Source organism: Tardiphaga sp. 813_E8_N1_3, from assembly GCF_051811025.1.
Lineage (GTDB): Bacteria > Pseudomonadota > Alphaproteobacteria > Rhizobiales > Xanthobacteraceae > Tardiphaga.
Genome location: NZ_JBPWQE010000001.1, coordinates 2,308,222 through 2,334,726 on the forward strand (window position 1 = coordinate 2,308,222; position 26,505 = coordinate 2,334,726).

The following is a 26,505-nucleotide window of genomic DNA, read 5'->3' on the forward strand; positions in this document are numbered from 1 at the left end:
GTTTTTGGTTTGTTCTCTTGGTCTACGCGGTTGAACGGGGCATTTGCAAGTTTCTTCTCGAAGGGTTTGCCAGCCTCGCCGGGTGGGACGCATCGACGGGCACGTGGGCAAGGTCTATTCGGTTGCCAAAATTCCGACGCGCGAGAGCTGGTCGGCAATGTCGGCCTGGATCGCCTTTGCCGCGGCGATGCCGGAGGTGCAGCCTCTGCAGTGGTCCTTCTTCAGCTTGGTGATTGCTTACGCTCGGTAGACGCGCCGCGAGCAGAATCCAGATGCAAGCAGTGGTGAGCAATCGAGGCTGCTCGACCAACCAGCTTAGCCGCAGTCCAGCGCTTCGCGAGTCTAATTCATTCCGCGCAGGAGCTCGTGTGGAACTGCACGTGCGACGAATCCTTCATTAACCTCGGCCCGATAGCCTCACCGCAGTGACGTCAGCGTGAGGTGTGCCGTGCGTATTTTGATGATCGTGCTGGGTGCAGCGACGCTGGCGACGCCGGTACTTGCCTCTGATTACCGCGATGCGCGCTATCGCGCCGGCACCGCGCACTATCCCATCACGATGGATACCGGCATTCGCGCGCCGCCGCCGCTTTACTATGTGGAAGCGCCGCCGCGTTATGTGCGGGATCTGAGAACGGGCGAACCGGGCCAATGGGTGGTTCGCCAGCCGAGTGTGTTCGAGCATATCTTCGGGCTGCCTCGCTACGGCTATTAGGATAGTCCGCGGGGACCGATTGATCTCACGCTGTGCTCGGCTGTGAATCCCAACGCAGTGCAATGTGTCTGCCTTGGCATGCTCGTATGTTGCCGTCATCAAATCTTAAGCACGTTCATCAAGGTAAATATCAGGACCGCGTTGACCGGTGGTGGTGCTTGGCTAAGTGTCGCGCATCAGAGCGATACGAATTCATTTCAAACAAGCTCGCCACGGGGTCTCATCATGACAAAACTGATTGCTGCTGCGATGTTCGCCACTGTCGCCGGAATGACGATGCCCAATGCGGCCTCGGCGGGTTGCTATAACTGCTACACACCGCCGCCGTGCCAGACCTGCTATCAGCAGCAGGTGGTGCCGCCGCAGTATCGCACCGTCGAAGAGACTGTCATGGTCGCTCCCGGCCGCACCGTCGCGCGTCGCACGCCGGCCCAGTATGAAACGGTGATGGTGCCGAAGACCGTGATGGTCGCGCCTGCGCGCGTCGATTACGAGCGGATCCCGGCACAATATGCCACCCAGCAGCGCGTCCAGATGGTTGCTCCGGCGCAGGTCTATTACGCACCGGTGCAGCAGGGCTGCTCGACCTGCAATCGCGGCTTCAACTTCGGCTCAAGCTACGGATACGGCTACTAAGCCGCGAATAGCTCAGATTTTCAGGACTGCGATCGGCCGCCTCTGGGCGGCCGATTTGCGTTGGTGGGAGGCCGCCGGTGGCGGCGGAAATGGTGCTTCCGGAGCTGTGGCCGATGTCGCGCTTCGTTGCAGCAGCGGCGCGGCCCACCTGATCGCTGTTTGAAACGCGGTGGTCATCTCCCTGCGGTGATGACCTCTGCGCACAACTCGCCGTCAGCAGTTTCAAATGAACCTGCCGCATCCAGGTCCAATTCGGAGAGCGGGACGGGCCGACCGAATAGATAGCCCTGGACGAGGTCTACGCCCGCAGCCTGCAGATATTCAAATTGCTCTTCGGTCTCGACGCCCTCGGCCGTCGTTGCGATGTCAAGACCGCGAGCCAGTGCAAGCACCGAGGACACCACCGCTGCGCAATCGCGGCGATTGGGAGCGCCTTGTGCGAAGGACTTGTCGATCTTGATCCTGTCGAACGGGAAATTGGTCAGATAACTCGCCGTTGAATAACCAGTGCCAAAATCATCGAGCGCCATGGAGATGCCGAGATTCTTCAGCTGCCGTATCGTCCCGAGATGTGCCGTCGCGTTCTCGAGAAGAGCCGTCTCCGTAATTTCCAACTCCAGCCGTTCAGGCGAAAGACCCGTCTCCATCAGGGTATCCAGCATGACGTCGAGCAATTTTCCCTTGCTGACTTGAACCGCAGAGATGTTGACCGTGATCTTGAGGTGAGCCGGCCACGACGCTGCATCCGTGCAAGCCTGGCGCAGGATCCACTCGCCAAGAGGAAGGATCAGCCCCGTCGCTTCCGCGAGCGGAATAAATTGATCGGGAGCGATGAGTCCTTTCGACGGATGCCGCCAGCGGACCAGCGCCTCGGCGCCGCGGATCTGCCGCGTCTTGGCGTCAACCACCGGCTGATAGTGCACCTCGAATTCGTTTCGCGCGATCGCGTCCCGCAGGTCGTTTGCCAATATCTTCTGCGAGTGGGCAGCCTCGATCATTTCGGACTGGAACAGGCGGAAATCGTTTCGCCCGCCCGTCTTGGCGTCGTAGAGCGCGAGATCCGCTTTTCTCAACAGGTCCTCGGGATCGACGCCCTGTTCCGGAGCGAGGGCAATTCCGATGCTGGTCCCGATGCTGGCCTGGTGGCCGTTGAGATCAAATGGCTGAGCAATGGCATCGATGATCCTGAGGGCAAGCACGATTGCCCCCTCCTGCGGATTGGGGCCGCTGTCCTGGATGATCGCAAACTCGTCACCGCCGAGGCGGGCCAGTACATCGGTTTCGCGAGTCGATGATTTCAGCCGTTGAGCGAACTCAACAAGCAAACGATCCCCGGCGGGATGTCCCAGCGTGTCGTTGACGGTCTTGAATCTATCGAGGTCGAGCATGACCACGGCAAAGCCACCGTCATGACGTCCAAGGCGCTTGCTCGCCTCCTCAAGTTTTTCGGTAAACAGTGTTCGGTTGGCAAGTCCCGTGAGCGCATCGTGACGCGCCAGGTGAACGATCTCGGCCTCTGCGCGCCGCCGTTCGGTGATATCTTCGTGCGTCGCAACCCAACCGCCGTCCTTCATCGGCTGTCGGGTGACGAGTATCAATCGCCCATCTGCAAGTTCATCGACCCTGGCCGAGCTTGAATCTGTCGAATGCTGACCCAGTTCAGCTATCTTTTTCCTGATGGCTGGTTCGCTCGTCCCGCCCTTGAGAATGCCACGAGAGACGCGATCGGCGATGATAGCCTCGTGAGGCGTCCCGACTTTCAGCAAAGCTGCAGGCAACTGGTATAATTCCGCATAACGATCATTCCAGACAACGAGCCGTTTCGCCCCGTCGAACATGCAGAGACCCTGCGACATGTTGCTCAGCGCAATGTCGAAGCGTTCGTTCGTCTGCTCCAGCTCCACGGCTTTCGTTGCCAGCAATTGCTCCCTGTGTTTTTGCGCAGTGACATCTTCATGCGTCGCCAGCCACCCCTCGTTCGGCATCAGATGGCGCGTCATCGAAATGAGGCGCCCGTCGACAAGCTCCTGGACCTCTTTCTCCAGTTTCAGCTTGACGTCGACAAGGACGTCCGCAGCCATTTCGCAATTTGTCCTCTGCGCCCGGCGGTATTCAATGATTTGCCGCAGCGTCGTTCCTGGCTTCACCTGTTCTTCGCTGAGGTGATAGATTTCCGCATAGCGCGCATTTGAAAGAATGATCCTCTGTTCCCCATCAAACAGCGAAAGACCCTGCGACATGTTGTTCATCGCGGCGTCGAAACGCATGTTGATCCGCTCGAGTTCAGCGGCTTTATCAGTCAATAATCGCTGTGCGCGCTTTTGCTCGGTGATGTCTTCATGTGTTGCGACCCATCCGCCATCTGCAATTGGCCTGCGTTGAATTAAAATCACGCGACCGTCGGCAGACATAAAAATCTGCTTTTGCTTCGTCGGAATCTCCTGAAGATCCCCGTCGATGGACAAATCGTGCTTTCCGCGATCTTTGAGGGCCTGCAGCATGCGAAACAAGGGTGTTCCAGGCCTGACGAGTTCTTCCGGGAAACCGTACATCTCGCGGAAGCGGCCATTCGAAACCACCAGATTCTTGTTCGCGTCAAACAAGCAGAGCCCTAGCGACATGTTGCTCAAGGCAGCATCGAACTGCATGTTCGTTCGTTCCAGGATCCTTGTTTTCACGGCAAGACTATTTGTCTGGCGCACGATCCGAAACGTGCCGAACAAGATGACGGCAACGATCATGGCGACGAGCGGGCCCACCATGTAAAGGTGCTGGCGCCACGGTCCCAGCACCTCGCTGCGGGCGTATGTGATGACCAAGACCAGCGGCAGTCCGGGAACAGCCTTGTATCCCGCGAGGCGCGCGATGCCGTCGATAACGCCTATCGTCTCGTAGGAGCCCGCTTCCGACTTTGGCAGATATTCGGAGACGAGGGGGCTATCCGCGAAAGATTTTCCGATGGCTCCCTTTCTCGCGGGCACCCGCGCAAGAACGCGCCCCGTGCCCGCGCGATGCAACAACAGCACGGATCCGCCCTTGCCGACATCAATCGCACGATAGACCTGCGTGAAATGGGTCGGGTCGAGCGGCGCAGTTACAACTCCTGCGAAGCTGCCGTCGGCATTGCTTAGTCGGCGCGACGCCGCCGTCAACCATTTGTCGGTGATAGCCGAGGGATAGGGTGGCGCAATAAACAGCCGGCCATCGGCCTGATCGCGTTGAGCCGTGAAGTGCAACATGTCGGCGATATTGCTTCGCGGCGGCGTGCCATCGTAGGAATGCGCCAGAAGGTTACCGGCGGCGTCCGTCCAGCCGACGGCAACGACGATCGATGAGGCTTTCTTGAGAAGACGCAAGGCGGTATTTGCGGCTTCTGGCGTTGCATACTTTCCGGAAAGGCTATCTTCGCGAATTCTCTCGGCCTCGAGCAGTGTTCGATCGATACTCTCAAAGGTCAGCGCCGTGTGTTCGGCGAGAATCTCGGCGATGTTCAGCGCCGTTCTTTTTGCCTCAGAGAGGGCCGCATGATGGCGCGCCTGCAGATCCACCAAAAACACAACGATGATCGACGTCGCAAAGAAGACGCCGAGCACCACCAATGAAAATCCTGGCAGCCGGGCCAGTCTTCCATAGAACGCGCGCATGAAGCGTCCACGTAGTCGTTACAAATGAAACAAATGTAATTCCGGATTTCAGCGTGGATGACGAACCTTAATAATATGTTGGAAAGATTGGCATTACTGTAGGGGGCGAGGCAAAGGATTATGTTGCACTGCGCACGTTGGACATGCGGATTCGCGCGATACTAATACCTGTTGCTGGTTGATCGCCTTCTATGAACATCAGTCGCACGTACTTGTAAGTAATAGATACAACTTTAAAAAGCGCCAGTTTCCAACCGCCTGCTGTTTGGTAATCTCCTGTTGGCGCTTTTCGGACCCGAGACGATGTCCTGTTTGAGCCTGCAATTCGCGGGATAGCGGACATACTTACCGTGATTTGTGAGTACACGCCCTAGATCAGCCTCAGCCCCGACAGCACCATGCTTGCGCCCGCCAGGAGCATGATCCCGTCCATGACCAGGCGGAACGTCTCCACGCTCAGTTTCAGCACGTAGCGTTTGGCGATGAACGAGCCGGCCATCAGCGAGGCGCCGGCGATCAGGCCTTTCACAAGCACGTCGAGACCGAGCGCGCCAAACCGCTGGAAGGTGACAGACTTGCTGAGATACAGGCCGAGCGAACTCGCGGCTTCGGTAGCGAGGAAGGCGCCCTTGGCGAGGCCGTAAAACAGAAACAGCGGCACGCTAAGTGGGCCGCTGGAGACGACGATGCCGGTCAGATAGCCGATGATCGCGCCGCCAAGAGCGAGTTGCCACAGGCTGATGGTGAAGGAGCGCCGCGCCAGCCAGTGGCGCAGCGGCACCATGGCAATGAAGAACAGTCCGATGGTGAGATCGACCACATGCGACGGCAGCACCAGCAGCGTGCGGGCGCCCAGGGCTGCAGCTGGAATGCCGGTGAGCGAATAGGCGGCGGTGGCGCGCCAGTCGACCTCGCGCCACCAGGCGAGGATGCGCGACAGGTTGGCCATTACGGCGGCTACCGCCATGATCGGCACGGCTTCCTTCGGCCCGAACTGCCAGACCAGCACAGGCATCAGCATGATCGACGAGCCGGTGCCGACGATCCCGGAAATGGTGCCGGCGATCAGGCCGACCGTGCAGACGAAGATGAAGTTCACGGCGCGACTCCCCAAGGGCGGGACGTTACAAGAGCCGTCCAATCGTGTAGGTGCAACCGATCCGATGGGAGAGGGCGATGCCAGTCACAAGAATTGTTACCGGAGATTGGGCGCGGGGCCGCGAGATCGAGGTCATCGAGGCCGTGCAATCGGCGATGCTGGCGGCGCTCAAAATTCCCGACTGGGACCGCGACGTAACGGTTGACACCTATAGCGAGACCCACCGCATCGTGCCGACCGGGCGCTCGCAACGCTTCACGCGGGTTGAGATCACGATGTTCGCCGGCCGCTCCATCGAGGCCAAGCGCAGCCTCTACAAGGCGATCGTGCAGAACCTTGCGGCGCTCGGCGTTCCGGAACTCGAGATCAAGATCGTGCTGAACGAGCAGCCGCTGGAGAACTGGGGCGTGCGCGGCGGCCTGCCGGCCTCCGAGGTCGAACTCAGTTTCAAGGTCGATGTTTGACCGCGCTCTTGCGCTGACGTTCACCGTGCGATGGGGCATTCATGGCGTTTAGAGATCAAGCCGGATCAGCACATCATTCAGCCGGAATGACGAGGCTGGGCCAGCAGTGCAATGGCCGCTCCGTGCATAGATGCACACCTCGACGTCATAGAGCATGTCACAATCCGTTTGGATAAAACTCGCTGGCAGATCCGATGCATACGAACGACGCGACAGGATTCGATTGAAACTTCCCTGTGCCTTCTGCATCGGTTGCAAGGCGCTTCCGTTCACGGCGGGATCCTGCGCGTCGAAATAATAGACCGGCTTGTCGCCCGCGAGCCGTTCGCGACCCGGGAGCATGAAATAGGGCAGCTCATAGAGCGCCAGACTGCACATCGCGGGATCATGGCGCAGCTTGGATGCGAGCTGCGCTGCGCCGACGCCGCGCCACCACTGTTGCGGCATGTCTCCGGTGCAGGCGAGTGTGACCGAGACGATCGTCCAGATTGCAGCGAGCAGTGGAAGCATCCAGCGACGCAACGCTCGCCGCCGGCGTAGCAGCAGCATGGTCAAGTCCATCGAGCCGAGCGCAGCGATGATGATGAATATTGCCACCGAGAGAAAGATGAAGCGCTGTTCCTTATGTCCGATCAGACTGTGGAACACGAAATTCGACAGCGCCATCGCGAGCAGGAGGGGCGCACGTTTCCAGCCCAATGCGATGGTCAGCACCAGCAGCGGCGCCGCCAGCGACCACATCGTCCGAAGACCGCCGAAATAGGCCAGCAACGGATCGGTGCCGAAGGAGTCGGCGCGACCGTGCAGCAGATTTTGCTTTACGTTGGCGATCACCCACGCGAATGGCACGGCCCCATGCAGGGCATCGATGATGCCACTGCCGATCAGCACAACCGCGCCGCCGATCGTCACAGGCAGCAGCCGCTGCCAGTGCCGCCAGCACGCGCCGATCACCAGCACCGCGATGGCAGGCGCAAACTGGAAACGACAGACGAAAGCGAGCGCAAGCAACGCACCGGCGCCGAGCAATTGTTGGCGCGACGGCATCGCCTGCGTGAGCAACCAGGCCGCTGGGAGAATCATCGCCGTTGCCAGCGGCTCGCCGAGAGTGTGAGGCGCAAAAAGAAGGAACTCGAACCAGATCGCCGTGACGAAGCCTGCAATCCATGCATGAAGGCGCGAAATACGCAGCCCGAATCCCCAGGCGCTTGCAACGATCGATAGCGATGCCAGTACGGCCAGCAGCCGCGACGCAACGAACTGGCCAAATCCGCCAGGTACCAGCCAATCACCGAGCGCGACCGGCGCTGCCAGCAGGGTCGGAACCGTCCAGGCCCGGATGCCGTAGCGCCATTCCCAGGAGATGAAGGAATCATGGCCAAGTATCCGCCATGCTGGCTCGATGAACTGATAGATTTCGTCGGGCATAAGGACGTTCGGCCAGAAGGCCAGTGGTATCCGCAATGCCGCCGCCAGCATGAGCAGCCACAGCAGAACCGGCCGTGGCCTGATCGCCTGAGCCTCGACCGTGTCGCTGCGCCTCCGCGCGGAACGCGTAATCATGGCTGAAGGCGCGCGCGACATCTGTTCTTCAGTCATGCCGAGGTCAATGGGTGATGTGCCAACTGTACCGACAGAGGTGTTAAGTTATTGTCGCTGACGATGTCGCGCCGAGTTGTGCGGTCGGCCGGACGTGACGACAATTGCCGCCGCCGTTGTCTACGAGGTTGCTCCGTGATCGCCCTTGTAGACCCGCAGGTAGCGTCGGCCGAGGTTGGTCAGCACCTCATAGGCGATGGTGCCGTAATGATGCGCGAGTTCGTCGACGGTGATGCCGTCGCCAATCAGCGTCGCCAGATGGCCGCGGCGCGCGGCGTTGTGGGGCAGGTCGGTGATATCCACCGCAAGCAGGTCCATGGAGATGCGGCCGGCGATCTGGCAGCGCTGGCCGGCGATAATCACCTCGGCGCCGCGGGTGCCGTCGCTGCTGCCAGCAGCGCGGAAGTAACCATCGGCATAGCCTGCCGCGATGATTGCGAGCTTGGTCGGACGCCGCGCGATCCAGGTGGCGCCATAGCCGACGCTGTCGCCGCGTTCGACGCTGCGGGTCTGCAGGATGCGGACCTTGAGATCGACCACGGGTGCCATCGGGTTGTCGGCTTCCGGCGTCGGATTGACGCCGTAGAGCGCAGCGCCCGGACGCGTCAGATCGAACTGATAGGCTGCGCCGAGATAGATGCCCGATGAATTCGCGAGGGATGCCGGCACGCCGGAGAACAGCGAGGAAGCCTCGCGGAAACTGGAATATTGCCGGGCGTTCATCGGATTATGCAGTTGTTCGGCGCAGGCGAGGTGGCTCATCACCAGCGTGAAGCCGTGATCGCCCGAGCCGAGGCGCGGGATCAGGCCCTGGACGTCAACCAGGCCGAGGCCGAGCCGGTTCATGCCGGTGTCGATATGCACGGCCGCACCGCCCTTCCAGCCGGTGCGGCGGCAAAACATGTCCCATTCGGCGAGTTCGTTGAGATCGCCGATCACGGGCTGCACATTGATGGCGGCCAGCGCATCGCCGGAATTCGGCGGGAAGCCGTTCAGCAGATAGATCGCAGCGTCAGGCGCAGCGGCGCGCGCGGCGCGGGCCTCGTCGAAAGTGGCGATGAAGAAGGTCTTGCAGCCGGCTTTCGCCAGCGCGCTCACCACGGGGGTGACGCCGCAGCCATAGGCGTCGGCCTTCACCGCCGCGCCGCATTCGGCAGGCACGCCGTGTTTTTCGAGCTTGCGCCAGTTGGCGACGATGGCGTCGAGATCGATGGTCAGGATGCCACTGGCGTCTGCGGGCAACTCCGTCGCGGCTGGAGCTGTCAGTTTCGGGTCGGAGACGCTGGTCATCGAATTGTCCTGGCACACAGATCAGGCGGTGCGATTGCGCGATGGGATCACGCGATCGATCTTCTGCGCCGCACAATAAGCGCGCGTCAGACCCGGTTCAACCGCACGCGCATCACTCCTCGGGGGCGCGGAACTGGGAGCCACCGGCGAGATCGCTGAAGCGGGTGAACTGGCCTTCGAACTGCAGGTCGACGGTGCCGGTAGGGCCGTGACGCTGCTTGGCAATGATGACTTCGGCCTTGCCATGCGCAAGATCCATATCGAGTTGCCATTTCTCGTGTTCGGGCGTGCCGGTTCGCGGCTCCTTAGCCTGCAGGTAGTATTCCTCACGATAGACGAAGACCACCACGTCGGCGTCCTGCTCGATCGATCCGGATTCACGCAAGTCGGACAGCTGCGGATGCTTGTCTTCGCGATTTTCGACCTGACGCGAGAGCTGCGACAGCGCCACCACCGGGCAGTTCAATTCCTTCGCCAGCGCCTTGAGGCTGGTGGTGATCTCGGTGACTTCCTGCACGCGGTTGTCGGAGCGCTTGCCCGAGCCCTGCAGCAGCTGGATATAGTCCACCATGATGACGTCGAGGCCCTTTTGCCGCTTCAGGCGGCGGGCTCGGGCGGTGAGCTGCGAGATCGACAGACCACCGGTTTCGTCGACGTAAAGCGGCAGGTTCTGCAGCTTGATAGTGTAGTCGCGGATCTTGTCGAATTCGCTCTGGGTGATGCCGCCGCGGCGGATCGCACTCGATGAAATTTCGGTCTGCTCGGCGAGAATACGCGTGGCCAGCTGTTCGGCCGACATTTCGCAGGAGAAGAAGCCGACGACGCCACCATTGATGGTCTTCATGCTGCCGTCGGGCTGCACTTCGGACTGATAGGCGGCGGCGATATTGTAGGCGATGTTGGTGGCGAGCGATGTCTTGCCCATACCGGGACGTCCGGCGAGCACGAGAAGATCCGAGCGCTGCAGGCCGCCCATGCGGGCATCAAGGTCGCGCAGACCAGTGGAAATGCCCGAGAGTTTACCTTCGCGTTGATAGGCGTTGGCGGCCATGTCGAGGGCGGTGGTCATCGCCTGCGAGAAGCGCTGGAAGCCGCCGTCATAGCGGCCGGCTTCGGCCAGCTCGTACAGCCGGCGCTCGGCGTCCTCGATCTGGGCGCGGGGGGCGAAGTCCACCGGTGCGTCATAAGCGACGTTGACCATGTCCTCGCCGACATTGATCAGCTGGCGGCGGATCGCCAGTTCGTAGATCGTGCGGCCGTAATCCTGCGCATTGATGATGGTGGTGGCTTCGGCGGCGAGGCGGGCGAGATATTGGCCCACGGTCATGCCGCCCAGGTCCGTGTCGGTCGGCAGGAATGTCTTCAGCGTCACCGGGGTGGCGATCTTGCCGGCGCGCACGATGGCGGCGGCCGTCTCGAAGATCGTCTGGTGGATCGGTTCGAAGAAATGCTCGGCCTTGAGGAAGTCCGAGACCCGGTAGAAGGCGTCGTTATTGACCAGGATAGCGCCCAGCACGCCCTGTTCCGCCTCGATATTGTGCGGTGCCGACCGATAGGCCGGGGTGCCCGCCTCGGGAGTGAGCTTGAGAACGTTCGAATCGAATGCGGCCATGGTCTGTATTGGGTCTTCTGAATTGGGCGGATGAGCGGCGTCGTGACGCGCGGCGTTGGACTAAGCGCTTCGTCTGCGGCGAACGAAAGGATGCGGTCAGGCTTTATGCACGATTCCCACATCGGGCCGGCGGGATTTACGGCCGAGCCAAGCATTGCGCTTGACGCTTTGGCCGCAGCAAGGGGAGGGGTCTGAATCATTGCTTAAGGAACCCGGAAAAATTGCCACGTGCCCATGAACCGGATGGCGATCTCTCGCACTTATAAGAGAGCCAGCCGTTGGCAGGCACGGCAATGCCGGAACCCCATGGGGAGCCGGGCGTTGGCTTCAAGCGAATAAGAGGCGAAGGATAGATCCATGGGCCAGCGTCACCCGCATCCCGATGCCGGAACCCAAACTGCCGGAACTGACGGTTCTGCGTGGTTGTCCACACTGATCGACACATTCGAGCGCACCGCGCAGCTTGAAAATGTCCCATGCGATACGAAAGCGCTCTCCGCCGCCAAAGCGCGGCTCCAGCGCCCCGCCATTTTGCGGCCACGGCCTGTCTTGCGCCGCCGGCAGGCGACGCTCCTATTCCAGCACTAGACCCAGCCTATTCGCCGGCAATCTGCAGACGTGGTTGCTGGGTCCGTTCTCTGGCCCGAAGCCGCTCTTCCTCCTGACCAATATAATCCCGCGTGAATGGCACCACGTCCTGACGTTTGGTGAGCTGGATCTGGAAGTTCATCACATTCTGCATGCGAAACGACATTTCGGATGCTGCCAGATAGAACTCCCACATCCGCGCGAAGCGCTCGTCATAGAGTCGTACGGCTTCCTCGCGTCGTGCCATGAAGCGCTCGCGCCATGCCTTGAGCGTCTCGGCATAATGCAGCCGCAGGATCTCGATGTCGGAAACCAGCAACCCGGCCCGTTCGATCGCCGGGAGAACTTCTGACAGGGCAGGAATGTAGCCCCCGGGGAAAATGTACTTGGCGACCCATGGATTGGTGATACCGGGTCCCTCAGGGCGGCCGATGGAGTGCAGCACCATGACGCCGTCCTCGGTCAGGAGTTCAGCGCATCGCTTGAAGTAGGTGTCGTAATGGTCGACGCCGACATGTTCGAACATGCCGACGGAGACGATGCGGTGGAATGGACCGGGGATGTCGCGATAGTCCTCAAGCAGGAATTTCGCGCGGTCTTTGAGGTTTTTCTCGCCGGCCCGGGCATTGGCGACCTGCAGCTGTTCGGTGGACAGCGTAACGCCGGTGACATTGGCGCCGGTCATTTCTGCCAGATAGAGCCCAAGCCCGCCCCAGCCCGAGCCAATATCGAGCACGCGCTGGCCTTTTTCGATGAGCATCTTGGCTGCGAGGTGTCGTTTCTTGGCGAGCTGGGCGTCGTCGAGTGTCGAATCCGGCCCCTCGAAATAGGCGCAGCTATATTGCTTGTCCGCATCGAGAAACAAGGAGTAGAGCCGGGCGTCCAGATCGTAGTGATGGGCAACGTTGTTGCGCGAGCGCTTGCGGAGATTGAACTGCTGGGCGTGGCGCAGGATATAGCGGAGCCACCATTGCAGCTTGGCCCAGCGGGGCGCCATGTCGGGCTGGTTCAGGGCGATGGCGAGGAGGTCGGCGATGGTGCCGCGCTCCATCACCAGGAGCCCGTCCATGAATATCTCGCCAAGTGCCAGTTCGGGGTCGAGAAGTAGTCGGCGTTGGGCAGCTTTGGTAACGAAACGCGCGGATACCGGAGGGCCGGAGCCATCTCCGAAGGTGAGTTGTTGCCCCGAGGCGGTTGTGAAGGTTATTGCCCCTCGGCGAATGTACTGACTCAGGAAGAAACGCAACAGACGGTCCATGGAATTCACCCCAATGATCCGATCACGCGCAAGCCGAACCACCAGCGTAACTTCCCGCTGTGCACGAGATCAACTGTCTCCCTAGCTCTCGGGTAGATGATAGTAGCGGCGCACCGCCTGTGCCAATGCGCACGCTGCAATGCCGCCATCCCGATTGTTCCGATCACATCGTTGCGATATGTCGATGCTTCCATTCACGTCACAATCGGATACAAGGTGATCCGCGTGATTAAGCTAGCCACATCAGGAGATTGAAATGTTGAGCCGAGCGCTCAGTTTAGCGACGGTGATGCTCCTGATTAGCTTCGCGGCAGTCCCGGCACAGGCCCAAAACCTCGAAGCCGGAAAATCACCTTCCCAGATTTTCGCGGGCGGCTGTGCCGTTTGCCACAAAAGTCCGCGCGGGCTGTTGAAGACGGTGGCGCCCGGTGCGCTGCCGGCTTTCTTGCGCCAGCACTACACGACCAGCACCGACATGGCAGCGTCGCTGGCCGCTTATGTCGTGTCCAACGGGGCTGCCGACCGCCGTCCTGCCGGGGATAACCTGACGCGTCGGGGCCGTGAGCTCACGACCGAGCAGAAGCCGGCCCCGGCCGATGCCAAGCCCGGTGCTGCGCCGCCGCCCGAGGCAACGCCGCCCGGCCGTCGGCTGCGTCCGCAGGAAGCCGCGAAGCCCGAGGCCGATGTTGCGCCAGCTCAGGCCGAGCCCGGCACGCGCCAGGGCCGCAATGCCAAGCGGCAGGCACGCCCGGCAACTGAAAATCCCGAAGCCAAACCGGATGTAGCCAAGCCCGCGGACGCGCCGTCGCCTGCTGCCGCAGAAGCGGAGCGTCCTGCGCAGAAGCAGAAGCTCGGCAAGAAGGGGCGGCGCCATCAGGAAGAGCCGCCGAAGGCCGAACCTGTGAAGGACGAGTCCAAGGTCGAACCCAAGACTGAGCCGAAGGCTGAACCCAAGTCTGAGCCAAAGGCTGAGCCACGGCCGGAGCCGGCCAAGACCGAGCCTGCGAAGCCCGCTGAGGAGAGCAAGCCAGAGGCGAAGCCCGAATCCAAGCCTGAGACGCCGGCACTTCGTCCGGATCCCGTTCCGTCAGTCACGCCGGCACCGAAGGCGCCTGAAGGGGAAAGCCGTCCGGCGTCAGCCGAGCCGGCGCCCCCTGCGCCGGCAGCCCCCGCGTCTCCGCCCACAGCAGCGCCGACCCCGGCACCTGCAGCTCCAACACCTCCACCAGCCGCACCACCGCCGGCGGCGGTTGCGCCTCCTGCAACTCCACCAGCGCCCGCGCCGGCCCCTGCGGCACCTTCGCCGGCTCCTGCCGCGCCGCCACCACCGCCTCCGGCGTCTGCTGCACCACCGGCGCCTCCGGCCTCGTCAGGCCCGCCGGTGCCGCCGATCTCGCAGTAGAACATCGGTCGCGGTTCGAACGACCGAACAAAAAAGCCCGGCCAGATTGGCCGGGCTTTTCTCGTTTGAGCAGAAGCTCCGTCGGGCGTGGATTTAGCCGTTGTCTTCTTCGGCATTGCCCTGTGCGTCCGGATCGAAGAACTCACCGGCGGCGGCGAGAGCCTCGGCGGCTGCGTCCTGATCTTCCTGGCGGCTCGAGATGTCTTCGCCGCGGTTGATGCGCTCGGCTTCATCGGCCGAACGGGCAACGGTGACGCTGACGCTGACTTCGACTTCCGGATGCACGGCGATCGAGATCTTGTGCTGGCCGATGGTCTTGATCGGCGCGTCGAGCAGCACCTGGCTGCGGGCGAAGGTGACGCCGTCGGCTTCGAAGGTGGCGATGATGTCGCGCACCGACACCGAACCGAACAGCTGGCCGGTTTCCGACGCCTGACGGATGATGACGACGTTGCGGCCGTTGATCTTCTCGGCAACCGTGGTGGCTTCCGCCTTGGCCTTGATGTTGTTGGCTTCGAGGTCAGCCTTCATGCCGTCGTACTTGGCGCGGTTGTCGGCGGTGGCGCGCAGCGCCTTGCCACGCTTCAGCAGAAAGTTGCGGCCGTAACCGTCCTTGACGCGGACGACTTCGCCCATCTGGCCGAGTTTGGCAACGCGCTCCAACAGAATGACTTCCATAATCGATCTCCTTTGAGTTTTGAATGAGTAGTGGGTGAGGTGAAGTTGTCAGGCCACCGTCGACGGCGGCGGCCTGCGTGCGAGAAAACGTTGTCGAAATCCGAAGAAGGCATCGGCGAGGCCGAGGCCCACCATGGTGAGGATCGGCCAGCCGAGGACGAGCACCATGGCGTAGGTCAGGCCCAGCACCATCACGCGGCTTTTCATGCCCATGGTCAGCGTATGCAGCGCGGCGAAGCCGGTGAGAGCATAGGCCATCATCAGTGCCGAGGTGACGATCTGCGAAAAGATGCCGATGATGCCGCCCATGAAGGACAGCGCGATAGCCAGACACAGCGCGACCATTGTCATCGGCGGCAGTGCTGCGGATTTCAGCTCCGGCCACGGCCGATTCAACCGGCCCGATGTCACGATGATGCGGCCGGCGAGCCAGAGATTGAGCGTCAGCGTCATGATCGCGACGATGGCGGCGGCAGCCGGCGCGATCGTCACCAGCGCATTGATGATCTGTTCGGAGTCGCCGGCGCCGCCGCGCGATCCCAGGATGCGGGTCAAAGCGCGCCGCAGCGCCGAGACGATGGTGTCGCCATCGGTGCCGAGAGTCAGCAGTGCACCCATGGTGGTGAATGCGGCGAAACCTGCGGTCCACAGCAGCATGCGGCCGACCGGATACCATTCGACCACGGGAGGCGTTGCGGGGGCGCCGTTCACGCCGGGCACTTCTGCCGTCACTGGACGGCCAAGCAACGCGAGATGGCCAAGCCACCAGGCGGGCAGCGCCACGGTGAAGACGAAAGCGGCGAGATAGGGCATGCCGAACAGCAGGCCGAGCGAGGTACCGGCCGCGATGCCGCCGATGGCAGCGGTGACCGGACCCCAGCCGAGAGCGGCCACCATCAAGGGCAGCGGCGCGAGATAGAACAGCAAAAGGGAAATCAACGCGCCCGAAATGATCGAAGCGAACATCAGCGCTGAGGCAGCGCCGGCGGCAAACGCGATGAGAAGACTTGCGATCATCAGCTGTCCCGCCCCCTTTGAGCGGTTAGAGGCACTTGCCCCAACCATCGGCGACCGGACGACCCGGAAGCCTTATGAGAAATAGAAACGACCGGCGGCAAGAGGCCGCCGGTCGAAAACCGCCTTAGCGGATAACGTAGGGGAGCAGGCCGAGGAAACGCGAGCGCTTGATGGCGCGGGCGAGTTCACGCTGCTTCTTGGCGGAGACGGCAGTGATGCGGCTCGGCACGATCTTGCCGCGCTCGGAAACGTAACGCATCAGCAGCTTGGAATCCTTGTAGTCGATCTTCGGCGCGTTCGGACCCGTGAACGGGCAGGTCTTGCGACGGCGGAAAAACGGACGACGTGCACCAGCTTCAGCCATTATTCTTACTCCTCAACCGATGCTGCTTCGTCGTCGCGCGGGCGACGCGGACCACGATCACCACGGAAGCCACCGCCTTCACGATCGCCACGGAAACCACCGCCTTCGCGGTCGCCACGGAAGCCACCGCCACGGTCGTCGCGTTCACGATCGCGATCGGCCTTGCGCATCATGGCCGACGGACCTTCTTCGTGTTCTTCGACACGAACGGTCAGATAACGGATAACGTCTTCGCTGATCCGCTGCTGGCGCTCGACTTCGGTAACGGCCGCCGACGGAGCGTCGATGTTCAGGAGCACGAAGTGCGCCTTGCGATTCTTGTTCATGCGATAGGTCAGGGAGCGCACGCCCCAATTTTCCATCTTCACGACCTTGCCGCCGAGACCCTCGACGATGCCCGTAAACTGGGTGGTGAGGTCTTCGACCTGCTGTGCGCTCGCATCCTGACGTGCGAGAAATACATGCTCATAAAGAGGCATGGCTGTCCTTTCCAAGGTTAGCGCGTTTCCCGGCGGCAAGCCCTTCGAACCCTTATGGAAAGGACTCGATATCGCTCAGAAGGCGGGAGCACGGGACGACGGACCGACTGGCCCTATCTCAACAAACCTGTGTGTGATTTTGCTGTGACCGTCCGTTCAGCTCCCGGCCGGGATCTGCGGATCGGGGCCTTATACGGATTTTTGGGGCAATGGCAAGCGAAACAGGGGCAAATGCCGGGATTCCGGGGAAGGGCGGGAACCCGGATTTTGGGTTCTTCCTGGGTGCTGCAACTTGACATTCCAGGTCATGCCAGTGTCTTACGGCGCACGTTTGCACGACTTTAAGCCAAAAAACATGACGGGGCGTCAATGACCGCAGCATTTACATTTCCGGGGCAGGGTTCCCAGGCTGTCGGCATGGGCAAGGCGCTGGCGGATGCATTTCCCGCGGCCAAGGCCGTGTTCGACGAGGTCGATTCGGCCCTGAGCGAGAAGCTCACCGGCATTATCTGGGATGGCCCGGCCGAAACCCTGCAATTGACTGAAAATGCCCAGCCGGCGCTGATGGCGGTGTCGCTGGCGACCATGCGGGTGCTTGAGGCCGAAGCGGGGATCTCGCTCGCCCGGGACGCCGCTTTCGTAGCTGGCCACTCGCTCGGCGAGTATTCGGCGCTCGCAGCCGCCGGAAGCCTCTCGGTGACCGATGCGGCCCGCCTGCTGCGGACCCGCGGTCTGGCCATGCAGAAGGCCGTGCCGGTGGGCGTCGGCGCCATGGCCGCGTTGCTTGGGCTCGATTACGAAACCGCCGTGGCTGTGGCTGCAGAAGCCGCTCAGAGCGAAGTCTGCCATGCTGCCAATGATAATGGCGGCGGTCAGGTGGTGGTGTCCGGCAACAAGGCTGCGGTCGAACGCGCGCTGGAGATCGCCAAGACCAAGGGCGCCAAGCGCGCGATGTTGCTGCCGGTGTCGGCGCCGTTCCATTGCAGCCTGATGCAGCCCGCCGCAGACGTGATGGCGGAGGCACTGGCCAAGGTCACGATCAACAAGCCAGTGGTGCCTCTGGTGTCCAACGTGCTGGCCGCGCCGATCTCGGATCCGGATGAAATCCGCCGCCGCCTGGTCGAGCAGGTCACCGGCACCGTGCGCTGGCGTGAATGCGTGTCCTATATGGCAGGCCAGGGCGTGACGCGTTTCCTTGAGGTCGGCTCCGGCAAGGTGCTGAGCGGGCTCGTCAAACGCATTGCCGAAGGCGCCGTCGGCGTCGCCGTCGGTGGACCCAATGACATCGCCGCCGCCAAGGATGCGCTCGCAGCAGCGCGTTCGGCGTAAGCGGCCAGAGGAGAAGACAAGATGTTTGATTTGACAGGCAAGACGGCGCTGGTGACCGGCGCGACTGGTGGCATCGGCGAAGCCATCGCCACGGCTTTGCATGCGCAGGGCGCGACGGTGGCACTGTCCGGAACGCGCAAGGCGGTTCTGGAAACGCTGGCCGCGAAGCTCGGCGATCGCACGCATGTGCTGCCGTGCAATCTTTCCAACGCCGCTGAGGTCGAAGAATTGGTGCCGTCAGCCGAGAAAGCCATGGGCCAGCTCGACATCCTCGTCAGCAATGCCGGGATCACCCGCGATAATCTGTTCGTCCAGTTGAAGGACGAAGACTGGGATGACGTGATCAACGTCAATCTGACTGCGACCTTCCGCCTCGCACGCGCCGCGACCAAGCTGATGATGCGCAAGCGCTTCGGCCGCATCATCGCCATCACTTCGGTGGTCGGCGTCACCGGAAATCCCGGGCAGGGGAATTACACCGCGGCGAAAGCCGGCCTGATCGGCATGATGAAGACACTGGGTGCGGAATACGCCAAGCGCAATGTGACGGCCAATTGCATTGCACCCGGTTTCATCGCAACGCCGATGACCGATGTGCTGAACGACAAGCAGCGCGAAACGATTCTGACCAAGGTGCCGGCAGGGCGTCTCGGCTCGCCGGAAGATATTGCGGCAGCAGCGGTCTATCTGAGCTCAAATGAGGCGGCTTACGTCACCGGACAGACGATTCATGTCAATGGCGGCATGGCCATGATCTAAGCGTCGGGGAACCCCAACGCCGTGATTTAATTGAGGTTTGGACGGCCGTGGAGCTATGTGGCCAAGCCAAATGAAGTATGGTAACCGAAGCCTCTACGGTGGGGCAAAGAAGGCCATTGCAGGAATTTGAAACCCTGTATATTGGCGGGGACGAGCCTGCCGTTTTCGCGAGGCTCCGTCCGGGACGACGGGGTCAATCCTTAAGACGCGCAACTGTGCAAGGTTTAACGAGTTAAACGCTCCACGATGGCTCGTATCGTCTGCGGACGGGCCCAATGTAACAATTACGAGGTTGAACGATGAGCGAGATTGGCGAGCGAGTGAAGAAGATCGTGGTTGAACACCTTGGTGTTGAACCCGAGAAGGTGGTCGATGCCGCGAGCTTCATCGATGATCTCGGCGCTGACAGCCTCGACACGGTCGAGCTCGTGATGGCGTTCGAAGAAGAGTTCGGCTGCGAGATTCCGGACGACGCCGCCGAGACGATTCTGACCGTCGGCGACGCAACCAAGTTTCTCGAGAAGAACGCAAAGAGCTGACGCCTTCGCGCGACACATTTTGAAGCCGGCCGGATTGCGTTTGTGCGATCCACCGGCTTCTTGCTGTGAAGCGCAGGTATTTGCTCAAGACGCATTGACTCAAAGATGGGCGGCTCAAGCATGGGCCGTGGAGGTACGACAATGAGGCGGGTGGTCGTCACAGGCCTTGGCATGGTGTCGCCACTTGGCTGCGGCGTCGAGCCGACCTGGAAGCGCATCCTCAACGGTGAGAGCGGCGCAAAACGCATCGATACATTCGATGTGTCTGATCTCACCAGCCAGATCGCCTGCGTGATTCCCCGCGGCGACGGCACGGGCGGCACCTTCAATCCCGACCAATGGATGGAGCCGAAAGACCAGCGAAAGGTCGACGACTTCATCATCTATGCGATGTGCGCCGCCAAGCAGGCGCTCGACGATGCCAATTGGCACCCCGACAATGAAGACGATCGCTGCGCCACCGGCGTGATGATCGGCTCCGGCATCGGCGGTCTGTCTGGCATTGCCGATACCGCATTGCTTCTGAAAGAACGTGGCCCGCGCAAAGTGTCGCCGTTCTTCATTCCCGGCCGATTGATCAATCTCGCTTCGGGCTATGTCTCGATCGAGCACGGCCTCAAGGGCCCCAATCACTCCGTCGTCACGGCATGTTCGACCGGCGCGCACGCGATCGGCGATGCCAGCCGTCTGATCGCGCTCGGCGATGCCGATGTCATGGTCGCCGGCGGCACCGAGTCGCCGATCAGCCGTTTGGCGATGGCCGGCTTCGCGGCAGCACGCGCGCTGTCGACCAATTTCAACGAAGCGCCCGAGAAGGCGTCGCGCCCTTACGACAAGGACCGCGATGGCTTTGTCATGGGCGAGGGCGCCGGCGTCGTCGTGCTCGAAGAGTATGAACACGCCAAAGCGCGCGGCGCGCGCATCTACGCCGAGATCATCGGCTACGGTATGTCTGGTGATGCCTACCACATCACCTCACCGACGCCCGATGGCGATGGTGCGTTCCGCAGCATGAACGCTGCGATGAAGCGCGCCGGCATTGCCGCGGCCGACATCGACTACATCAATGCGCACGGCACCTCGACGCCGCTTGGCGACGAGATCGAACTCGGCGCGGTTCAGCGCCTGCTCGGCAATGCCGCGTCGAAAGTGTCGATGTCGTCGACGAAGTCGTCGATCGGCCACCTGCTCGGTGCGGCCGGTGCGGTCGAAGCCATCTTCTGTGTGCTTGCGATTCGGGATAACATCGCGCCGCCGACGATCAATCTCGACAATCCGTCGGTGGAAACCGCGATCGATCTTGTCGCGTTGACCCCGCGCAAGCGCGAGATCAATATTGCCTTGTCGAATTCATTCGGTTTCGGCGGTACTAATGCGTCCGTGATCCTGCAGCGCGTGGCTGGCTAGAGAACCTCCACCGTTTCGCCGTATTCCGCGCAAATTCCTACACTGGGCGTATGCTATTGACGGGGATCGTGTTTGTCCCCGTCACGATTGAACCGACAGGATCAGGTACTATCGATGAGTGAGAGGCCGCCCATTTCGCCGAGGAGCCCGCGTGCCGCGCTGGAGCCGGAGCAGGTTCCGCCGCCGCCGAAGCGTTCCGATCATGCGCGCAATCCGCTCGTGGTTGCCGGCAATGCCATCATCACCATCATTATCGTCGCGATGCTCGGTGCAGGTGGCGCCTATGTCTATGGTCGCCAGGCGCTGGAAGCGCCGGGACCGCTGCAGGAAGAGAAGGTCGTAAATATCCCCGCGCGTGCGGGCAAGGGCGACATCGCTGAAGCGTTGCTGCGCGAAGGCGTGATCTCCACCAATCGCTGGGTTTTCATCGGCGCCGTGTTTGCGCTGAAGGCCAGTTCCGAGCTGAAGCCCGGCGAATATCTGTTCCAGAAGAACGCCAATCTGCGCGACGTCATCGGGACCATCGTCGAAGGCAAGGTCGTGCAACACTCTATCACCATTCCCGAAGGCCTGACCTCCGAGCAGATCGTCGCGCGTTTGACCGATAACGACATCTTCACCGGCTCGATCCGTGAAATGCCGCGCGAAGGCACGTTGTTGCCCGAGACCTACAAATTCCCCCGTGGCACGCCGCGCGACCAGGTGATCCAGCGCATGCAGCAATTGCAGAAGCGCGTGCTGGCCGAAGTCTGGGAGCGCCGTAACGCCGACATTCCGGCGAAGACGCCGGAGCAACTGGTGACGCTCGCCTCGATCGTCGAGAAGGAAACCGGCCGCGCCGACGAGCGCAGCCGCGTGGCCGCCGTGTTCGCCAACCGTCTGCGCCAGAAGATGAAGCTGCAGTCCGATCCGACGATCATCTATGGCATCGTTGGCGGCAAGGGCACGCTCGGCCGTCCGATCAAGCGCAGCGAGATCCAGCAGCCGTCGCCTTACAACACCTATGTGGTGGAAGGCCTGCCGCCGGGCCCGATCGCCAATCCAGGCCGTGCGTCGCTCGAGGCGACCGCCAATCCGGCACGCACCCGCGACCTGTTCTTCGTGGCCGATGGCACCGGCGGTCACGCCTTCACCGAAACCTACGACGCGCACCAGAAGAACGTCAGCAAGCTGCGCGCCCTCGAGAAGGCCGTCCAGAACGACGCCGTCGAGCCGCCGGAAGAGGCTGCTGCTGCGCCTACCGGAGCGGCTACGGATCCTGCCGCCGCGACGGGTACAAGCCCGGCCAGGCCCGCACCGGCCAAGCAGCGCGCCCGCACGGCTCCTGCGCCCGTCGCGCCGGCTCGTCAGGGCGCTGCGCAGTCGACGGGTACACCGCCGGTTGTTCAGCAATAGGCCGTACCACCAAGCCTGCGCTGGCTTCTGCTTCGAATTCCCCTTGGCCTGAAAAGGCCCTAACCTGAGCCGGTTCGCGCCTTGCGAATCTTACTCGTATTCTTTGGAGACGTTCCGCGATGGCGTTGTCGAGCATGACCGGCTTTGCGCGAAGCCACGGCACCAGCGGGCCTTACAGCTTCGAGTGGGAGCTGAAGTCCGTCAACGCCAAGGGCTTCGACTTGCGCTTCCGGATGCCCCCGGGCTTCGACGAAGTCGAGGCGGTCGCCCGCAAGCGCGCCACTGAAGTGCTGTCGCGCGGCACGGTTTACGCGAACCTCACCGTGAAGCGCAGCAATGCGGCTTCGACCGTGCGGATCAACGAAGAGGTGCTGAATTCGGTGCTGCGTATTGCCGCCGAATTGGCCAGCAAGATTGATGCTGTCGCGCCGAGCGTCGACGGCCTGATGAATATCAAGGGCGTGATCGAAGTGGTCGAGCCCGAGACGGATGAGGCTGAGGACAAGGCGGCGAAGGCTGCTGTCGCTGCAGCGTTCGAGGAGGCGCTGATCGCGCTGGTCGCGATGCGCAAGCGCGAGGGCACGACGCTCGGCGAACTCCTGTCCCAGCGTCTGAGCGAGATCGAGGCGCTATCTCAAAAGGCCGAGGTCGCACCCGGCCGCAAGCCCGAGGCGATCCGTGCCCGGCTCGCCGAACAGATCGCGACGCTGCTGGAAGCGTCGGATCGTTTCGATAGTGATCGGCTGAACCAGGAAGCGCTGATGATGGCGACCAAGGCCGATATCCGCGAAGAGCTCGACCGCATCGCGTCGCACATTTCGCAGTCGCGCGAGATGATCAAGAAAGGCGGTCCGGTGGGACGGCGGCTGGATTTCCTGTCGCAGGAGTTCAACCGCGAGGTTAACACCTGCTGCTCGAAATCCAACGACCTGGAATTGACCAGCACCGGCCTCGAAATGAAGAACGTGGTCGAGCAATTCCGTGAACAGGTACAGAATCTGGAGTGACCATGTCCGGGGGCAGCCGAAATTCTCAAGAAGCTGGCTTTGACGGAGTCGAGCGGCGCGGGCTGATGTTCGTGCTGTCATCGCCATCCGGCGCCGGCAAGACGACGCTGACGCGGCTGCTGATCGACCGGATGCCGGGACTGCAACTGTCGGTCTCGGCCACGACGCGCCCGATGCGGCCCGGCGAGGTTGACGGCAAGGACTACATCTTCGTCGACAAGCCGCGCTTCGAGAAGATGGCCAAGGGCAATGAACTGCTCGAATGGGCTACGGTGTTCGATAACCGCTACGGCACGCCGCGTGCGCCGGTGGAAGCCGCGCTCTCGGCCGGCAATGACGTGCTGTTCGATATCGACTGGCAGGGTACGCAGCAATTGCGCGAGAAGGCCCGGGCCGACGTCGTCAGCGTCTTTATCCTGCCGCCCTCAGCAGCCGATCTGGAAAAGCGTCTGCATACGCGTGCGCAGGATTCCGACGAAGTGATCCGCGGGCGCATGAGCCGTGCCAGCCATGAGATGAGCCACTGGGCCGAATACGACTACATTGTCATCAACCACAATGTAGAGGAGGCCTATAGCGAGGTGCAGTCGATCCTCAAGGCCGAGCGCCTGAAGCGTGAGCGCCGTACCGGACTGACATCTTTCGTGCGCGGATTGCAGCAAGAACTCGAAGGCTAATACCATGCAGGCATTGTTCTGGAATGAGCGCACGCAGCAGCTCAGCGATGGTGCACGGCTGTTCGATCCGCTCGCGCTGACATGGCGTGATGATGCGGTGGAGCAGGGCGGTGAAGCTGTGACGGCTTCCGAGGCGTTGCTGCGACTTGCAGTAACGCGCAAGCTGCGCTGTGTGCCCATCGGCATCATTGGGCCGCGAGACGCGACACAAGCGCAATACGATCTCGCCGAACAGATGGGCGCGGCATTGGCGCGCCATGGCCTGCAACTGTTGTGCGGCGGGAAGAACGGCGTGATGGAAGCGGCGTGCAAGGGCCATGCACAGGAGGGCGGCATGCCCGTCGGCCTGTTGCCCGATGAGGAGTGGCACGCAGCCAATCCCTATGTTGCGATCCCCATCGCAACGGGCATCGGCCCCGCTCGGAATGCCATTATCGCGCGCGCATGTCTGGTGCTAGTCGCGATTGGCGGAGGTGTCGGGACACTCTCGGAGATGGCGCTCGGACTACAATTCAATCGTCTGGTGCTGGCGATGGTCGATGCGCCTGAGGTGAATACTGTCGAGCGGGTCGCTGATGTCGACGGCGTCATCGCTCGCATCGCAGCACGCCTTCTCGCAAATGCATAACTTTGCCGCCCTGTCATAAAACTGATATGCCGCCGTTATACTGAGGCGCAGACTTCAGCATCACATTTGACAGGGGACATGGCTCGTGCCGTTCGTCGCGATCGCCTATCTGATTTTTCTCGCGGCGCCAGTCCTGTTGTTGTTCGTCGGCTCTTTTGGAGAAGTCTGGAGCGGCACGCTTCTGCCGTCGGGTTTCACCTGGCGCTGGTATCAGGAAGTCGCGGGCGACCCGAGCTTTCGCCGCGCTTTCACCACCAGCCTGAAGATCGTCGCGACCACTTGCATCCTCAACATCCTGATCGGGCTGCCGCTGGCTTACGCCATTCATGCCGGCGCGCGGGGTGGTGTGCGGCTCGCGGCGCGGATAGTCACGCTAATGCCGATTGCCGTGCCCGAGCTGGTTCTCGCTTTCGGCTTCATCCTCGTCTTCTCGTCGGACGCATTGCCATGGCTCGGCAGTTTCTGGCTACTGGCGGCGGGGCATCTCGTGTTGACGCTGCCCTATACGGTGACGGCTCTTGTTGCCGATATGGATCAGCTCGGGCTCGCCGAATATGAGCACGCGGCCGCAACGCTCGGCGCGTCGTTTCCGGCACGCATGTGGGACGTCACGCTGCCGCAGCTACATACGAGCCTGCTATCCTGCATGCTGACAGTGGCGGCGCTGTCGATCGGCGAATTTCAGTTATCCAATCTGGTCTCTGGCTTTCTGTCGCGCACCTATCCTGTGGTGCTGCTGCAGGCATTCTACGGCGCGACGGGCTTTGCCTGCGCAGCCACCGTCGTATTGCTTGGGCTTGCGATGATCGCATCGCTGACCAGCGGGCTGACGGCGCGGGTCACCGGCCGGCGTAAAGTGGGGGCAGGCGCGTGACGCTGCGATACGATCAAGTGAGCTACAGGTATCCCGGCACGAGCACTGGCGTGTTCGACATTGCCCTGGAGATTGGCCGCGGCGAATTGCTGGCGATCATCGGCGCGTCGGGATCGGGCAAGTCGACGATTTTGAAACTGCTGGCGGGCTTCCTCAAGCCTGACACCGGGCGCATCCTGATCGATGGCAAGGACGTCGGCGCGTCATTGCCCGAGGCGCGTCGTCTGGGTGTCGTGTTTCAGAACTATGCGTTGTTCCCGCATATGTGTCTCTGGGAAAACATCGCCTATCCACTGAAGGTGCGCGGTATCGCCAAACAGGTTCGGCGCGCGCGTGCCATCGAGATGCTGGGACGTGTCGGCATGGGCAAGCGCGCGGAAGACTATCCAGCCGAATTGTCCGGAGGTCAGCAACAGCGCGTCGCGCTGGCGCGTGCGCTGGTGTTCGAGCCGCAAGGTCTTCTGCTCGATGAGCCGCTATCGGCGCTCGATGCGGGACTGCGGCTGGAAATGCGCGACGAAATTCTGCGCGTGCAGCGTCAGGCCGGCATTGCGACACTGCTGGTGACGCATGATCAGGAAGAGGCGCTGTCGATCGCCGACAAGGTCGTGATGATGCGCGACGGCCGCATCGTGCAAGTCGGGACGCCACGCGAATTGTATGAGACGCCCGCCGATGCCAGTGTCGCGGCATTTGTCGGTCAATCCAACCTGTGGTCCGGCAGCGTCTCCGGCGATGGCATGGTGACAACGCCGATTGGCGCGCTGGCCTGTAACACGCAGGGCAAGAGTGTTGGTGCGAAGGTCACTGTGTTCGTGCGGCCCGAGCGCGTCGAGCCGATCACCGGGCCGGTCGATGCGAGTAATCCCTGCTGCTTCGCGGGCAGCATGTCGGCCGACCGCTATCTCGGTCCTGTCAGGCGGATCGATATGGCCGTCGCCGGCGGGGCCATCCGTCTCGAAACCCATCTGCGCGGGCCGATCACCGGCGTGACGATCCCGCACGATGCCATCCGCCTTCTTCCCCCGACCTCATAAAGGAGATC

General features: G+C 61.9%; 25 protein-coding genes. 15 read left to right on the plus strand and 10 right to left on the minus strand.

From position 1 onward, the window contains the following. The first annotated feature begins 103 nt into the window (after positions 1-103). From AB8A33_RS11010 to AB8A33_RS11020, 3 genes are all read left to right on the plus strand, one after another. Positions 104-250 carry a hypothetical protein gene (locus tag AB8A33_RS11010; RefSeq protein ID WP_439092758.1) on the plus strand — a complete coding sequence of 49 codons (147 nt, stop codon included), beginning with the start codon at positions 104-106 and terminating at the stop codon, positions 248-250. A gap of 198 nt (positions 251-448) precedes the next feature. Then, the gene (locus AB8A33_RS11015) at positions 449-715 is read left to right on the plus strand and encodes a hypothetical protein (protein ID WP_439092759.1); all 267 of its coding nucleotides are present in this window, start codon (positions 449-451) and stop codon (positions 713-715) included. Between the two features lie 276 nt (positions 716-991). Next, positions 992-1,351 carry a hypothetical protein gene (locus AB8A33_RS11020; protein ID WP_439095908.1) on the plus strand — a complete coding sequence of 120 codons (360 nt, stop codon included), beginning with the start codon at positions 992-994 and terminating at the stop codon, positions 1,349-1,351. Positions 1,352-1,524: 173 nt separating this feature from the next. On the opposite strand, the gene AB8A33_RS11025 is transcribed toward AB8A33_RS11020, so the two are convergent. Together AB8A33_RS11025 and AB8A33_RS11030 are read right to left on the minus strand one after the other, a co-directional pair. After that, complete coding sequence (locus AB8A33_RS11025; RefSeq protein WP_439092760.1) at positions 1,525-4,995, minus strand: bifunctional diguanylate cyclase/phosphodiesterase; 3,471 nt, start codon at positions 4,993-4,995, stop codon at positions 1,525-1,527. Between the two features lie 370 nt (positions 4,996-5,365). Further along, positions 5,366-6,094, minus strand: a complete 729-nt coding sequence (locus tag AB8A33_RS11030) for a sulfite exporter TauE/SafE family protein (protein ID WP_439092761.1) — start codon at positions 6,092-6,094, stop codon at positions 5,366-5,368. Between the two features lie 77 nt (positions 6,095-6,171). Here AB8A33_RS11030 and AB8A33_RS11035 point away from each other — a divergent pair, with 77 nt between their 5' ends. Beyond that, positions 6,172-6,558, plus strand: coding sequence for a tautomerase family protein (locus AB8A33_RS11035; RefSeq protein ID WP_439092762.1), 387 nt, complete (start codon positions 6,172-6,174; stop codon positions 6,556-6,558). A gap of 48 nt (positions 6,559-6,606) precedes the next feature. Here the strand turns inward: AB8A33_RS11035 and AB8A33_RS11040 are convergent, their stop codons facing one another. From AB8A33_RS11040 to AB8A33_RS11055, 4 genes are all read right to left on the minus strand, one after another. After that, positions 6,607-8,157 carry a 4-amino-4-deoxy-L-arabinose transferase gene (locus AB8A33_RS11040; protein WP_439092763.1) on the minus strand — a complete coding sequence of 517 codons (1,551 nt, stop codon included), beginning with the start codon at positions 8,155-8,157 and terminating at the stop codon, positions 6,607-6,609. Between the two features lie 120 nt (positions 8,158-8,277). After that, a complete protein-coding gene (alr, locus tag AB8A33_RS11045; protein WP_439092764.1) occupies positions 8,278-9,447 on the minus strand; it encodes an alanine racemase in 1,170 nt (389 codons plus the stop codon). A gap of 112 nt (positions 9,448-9,559) precedes the next feature. Beyond that, positions 9,560-11,059, minus strand: coding sequence for a replicative DNA helicase (locus tag AB8A33_RS11050; RefSeq protein WP_439092765.1), 1,500 nt, complete (start codon positions 11,057-11,059; stop codon positions 9,560-9,562). A gap of 595 nt (positions 11,060-11,654) precedes the next feature. Further along, positions 11,655-12,905 carry a class I SAM-dependent methyltransferase gene (locus tag AB8A33_RS11055; protein WP_439092766.1) on the minus strand — a complete coding sequence of 417 codons (1,251 nt, stop codon included), beginning with the start codon at positions 12,903-12,905 and terminating at the stop codon, positions 11,655-11,657. A 289-nt stretch (positions 12,906-13,194) separates the two neighbouring features. Here AB8A33_RS11055 and AB8A33_RS11060 point away from each other — a divergent pair, with 289 nt between their 5' ends. Next, positions 13,195-14,307 carry a hypothetical protein gene (locus AB8A33_RS11060; protein WP_439092767.1) on the plus strand — a complete coding sequence of 371 codons (1,113 nt, stop codon included), beginning with the start codon at positions 13,195-13,197 and terminating at the stop codon, positions 14,305-14,307. A 93-nt stretch (positions 14,308-14,400) separates the two neighbouring features. Here the strand turns inward: AB8A33_RS11060 and rplI are convergent, their stop codons facing one another. The 4 genes from rplI to rpsF form a co-directional block, all read right to left on the minus strand. Beyond that, a complete protein-coding gene (gene rplI / locus AB8A33_RS11065; protein WP_116662429.1) occupies positions 14,401-14,985 on the minus strand; it encodes a 50S ribosomal protein L9 in 585 nt (194 codons plus the stop codon). Between the two features lie 48 nt (positions 14,986-15,033). Continuing rightward, a complete protein-coding gene (locus tag AB8A33_RS11070; RefSeq protein ID WP_439092769.1) occupies positions 15,034-16,002 on the minus strand; it encodes a hypothetical protein in 969 nt (322 codons plus the stop codon). Between the two features lie 124 nt (positions 16,003-16,126). Further along, positions 16,127-16,366, minus strand: coding sequence for a 30S ribosomal protein S18 (gene rpsR / locus AB8A33_RS11075; protein WP_002711478.1), 240 nt, complete (start codon positions 16,364-16,366; stop codon positions 16,127-16,129). A gap of 5 nt (positions 16,367-16,371) precedes the next feature. Then, positions 16,372-16,845, minus strand: coding sequence for a 30S ribosomal protein S6 (rpsF, locus tag AB8A33_RS11080; protein WP_439092770.1), 474 nt, complete (start codon positions 16,843-16,845; stop codon positions 16,372-16,374). 369 nt (positions 16,846-17,214) lie between these two features. On the opposite strand from rpsF, the gene fabD reads away from it, so the two are divergent. From fabD to AB8A33_RS11130, 10 genes are all read left to right on the plus strand, one after another. After that, on the plus strand, positions 17,215-18,174 hold the full coding sequence (gene fabD, locus AB8A33_RS11085; RefSeq protein WP_439092772.1) for an ACP S-malonyltransferase: 960 nt from the start codon (positions 17,215-17,217) through the stop codon (positions 18,172-18,174). Positions 18,175-18,195: 21 nt separating this feature from the next. Next, positions 18,196-18,933, plus strand: coding sequence for a 3-oxoacyl-[acyl-carrier-protein] reductase (gene fabG, locus AB8A33_RS11090; RefSeq protein ID WP_089263936.1), 738 nt, complete (start codon positions 18,196-18,198; stop codon positions 18,931-18,933). Between the two features lie 299 nt (positions 18,934-19,232). Further along, a complete protein-coding gene (locus tag AB8A33_RS11095) occupies positions 19,233-19,472 on the plus strand; it encodes an acyl carrier protein (RefSeq protein WP_006020277.1) in 240 nt (79 codons plus the stop codon). 141 nt (positions 19,473-19,613) lie between these two features. After that, a complete protein-coding gene (gene fabF, locus AB8A33_RS11100; protein ID WP_315842482.1) occupies positions 19,614-20,879 on the plus strand; it encodes a beta-ketoacyl-ACP synthase II in 1,266 nt (421 codons plus the stop codon). 114 nt (positions 20,880-20,993) lie between these two features. Beyond that, on the plus strand, positions 20,994-22,274 hold the full coding sequence (mltG, locus tag AB8A33_RS11105) for an endolytic transglycosylase MltG (RefSeq protein WP_439092774.1): 1,281 nt from the start codon (positions 20,994-20,996) through the stop codon (positions 22,272-22,274). Positions 22,275-22,393: 119 nt separating this feature from the next. Beyond that, a complete protein-coding gene (locus AB8A33_RS11110) occupies positions 22,394-23,281 on the plus strand; it encodes a YicC/YloC family endoribonuclease (RefSeq protein ID WP_439092776.1) in 888 nt (295 codons plus the stop codon). A 2-nt stretch (positions 23,282-23,283) separates the two neighbouring features. Beyond that, complete coding sequence (gene gmk / locus AB8A33_RS11115; RefSeq protein WP_093758293.1) at positions 23,284-23,958, plus strand: guanylate kinase; 675 nt, start codon at positions 23,284-23,286, stop codon at positions 23,956-23,958. Between the two features lie 4 nt (positions 23,959-23,962). After that, positions 23,963-24,586 (plus strand): TIGR00725 family protein, encoded by a 624-nt coding sequence (locus AB8A33_RS11120; protein ID WP_439092778.1) that lies wholly within the window; start codon positions 23,963-23,965, stop codon positions 24,584-24,586. Between the two features lie 85 nt (positions 24,587-24,671). Continuing rightward, positions 24,672-25,460 carry an ABC transporter permease gene (locus AB8A33_RS11125; protein WP_116662420.1) on the plus strand — a complete coding sequence of 263 codons (789 nt, stop codon included), beginning with the start codon at positions 24,672-24,674 and terminating at the stop codon, positions 25,458-25,460. A gap of 50 nt (positions 25,461-25,510) precedes the next feature. Then, positions 25,511-26,497 (plus strand): ABC transporter ATP-binding protein, encoded by a 987-nt coding sequence (locus tag AB8A33_RS11130; RefSeq protein ID WP_439092779.1) that lies wholly within the window; start codon positions 25,511-25,513, stop codon positions 26,495-26,497. Positions 26,498-26,505 lie beyond the last annotated feature (8 nt).

Coding starts and splice junctions, on each gene's coding strand:
- gmk (WP_093758293.1), top strand. CDS start 23,284: ATGTCCGGGGGCAGCCGAAATTCTCAAGAAGCTGGCTTTGACGGAGTC.
- AB8A33_RS11060 (WP_439092767.1), top strand. CDS start 13,195: ATGCTCCTGATTAGCTTCGCGGCAGTCCCGGCACAGGCCCAAAACCTC.
- alr (WP_439092764.1), bottom strand. CDS start 9,447: ATGACCAGCGTCTCCGACCCGAAACTGACAGCTCCAGCCGCGACGGAG.
- AB8A33_RS11070 (WP_439092769.1), bottom strand. CDS start 16,002: ATGATCGCAAGTCTTCTCATCGCGTTTGCCGCCGGCGCTGCCTCAGCG.
- fabG (WP_089263936.1), top strand. CDS start 18,196: ATGTTTGATTTGACAGGCAAGACGGCGCTGGTGACCGGCGCGACTGGT.
- AB8A33_RS11110 (WP_439092776.1), top strand. CDS start 22,394: ATGGCGTTGTCGAGCATGACCGGCTTTGCGCGAAGCCACGGCACCAGC.
- AB8A33_RS11025 (WP_439092760.1), bottom strand. CDS start 4,995: ATGCGCGCGTTCTATGGAAGACTGGCCCGGCTGCCAGGATTTTCATTG.
- rpsF (WP_439092770.1), bottom strand. CDS start 16,845: ATGCCTCTTTATGAGCATGTATTTCTCGCACGTCAGGATGCGAGCGCA.
- AB8A33_RS11095 (WP_006020277.1), top strand. CDS start 19,233: ATGAGCGAGATTGGCGAGCGAGTGAAGAAGATCGTGGTTGAACACCTT.
- fabF (WP_315842482.1), top strand. CDS start 19,614: ATGAGGCGGGTGGTCGTCACAGGCCTTGGCATGGTGTCGCCACTTGGC.
- AB8A33_RS11035 (WP_439092762.1), top strand. CDS start 6,172: ATGCCAGTCACAAGAATTGTTACCGGAGATTGGGCGCGGGGCCGCGAG.
- rpsR (WP_002711478.1), bottom strand. CDS start 16,366: ATGGCTGAAGCTGGTGCACGTCGTCCGTTTTTCCGCCGTCGCAAGACC.
- AB8A33_RS11020 (WP_439095908.1), top strand. CDS start 992: ATGCCCAATGCGGCCTCGGCGGGTTGCTATAACTGCTACACACCGCCG.
- AB8A33_RS11120 (WP_439092778.1), top strand. CDS start 23,963: ATGCAGGCATTGTTCTGGAATGAGCGCACGCAGCAGCTCAGCGATGGT.
- rplI (WP_116662429.1), bottom strand. CDS start 14,985: ATGGAAGTCATTCTGTTGGAGCGCGTTGCCAAACTCGGCCAGATGGGC.
- mltG (WP_439092774.1), top strand. CDS start 20,994: ATGAGTGAGAGGCCGCCCATTTCGCCGAGGAGCCCGCGTGCCGCGCTG.
- fabD (WP_439092772.1), top strand. CDS start 17,215: ATGACCGCAGCATTTACATTTCCGGGGCAGGGTTCCCAGGCTGTCGGC.
- AB8A33_RS11055 (WP_439092766.1), bottom strand. CDS start 12,905: ATGGACCGTCTGTTGCGTTTCTTCCTGAGTCAGTACATTCGCCGAGGG.
- AB8A33_RS11050 (WP_439092765.1), bottom strand. CDS start 11,059: ATGGCCGCATTCGATTCGAACGTTCTCAAGCTCACTCCCGAGGCGGGC.
- AB8A33_RS11040 (WP_439092763.1), bottom strand. CDS start 8,157: ATGACTGAAGAACAGATGTCGCGCGCGCCTTCAGCCATGATTACGCGT.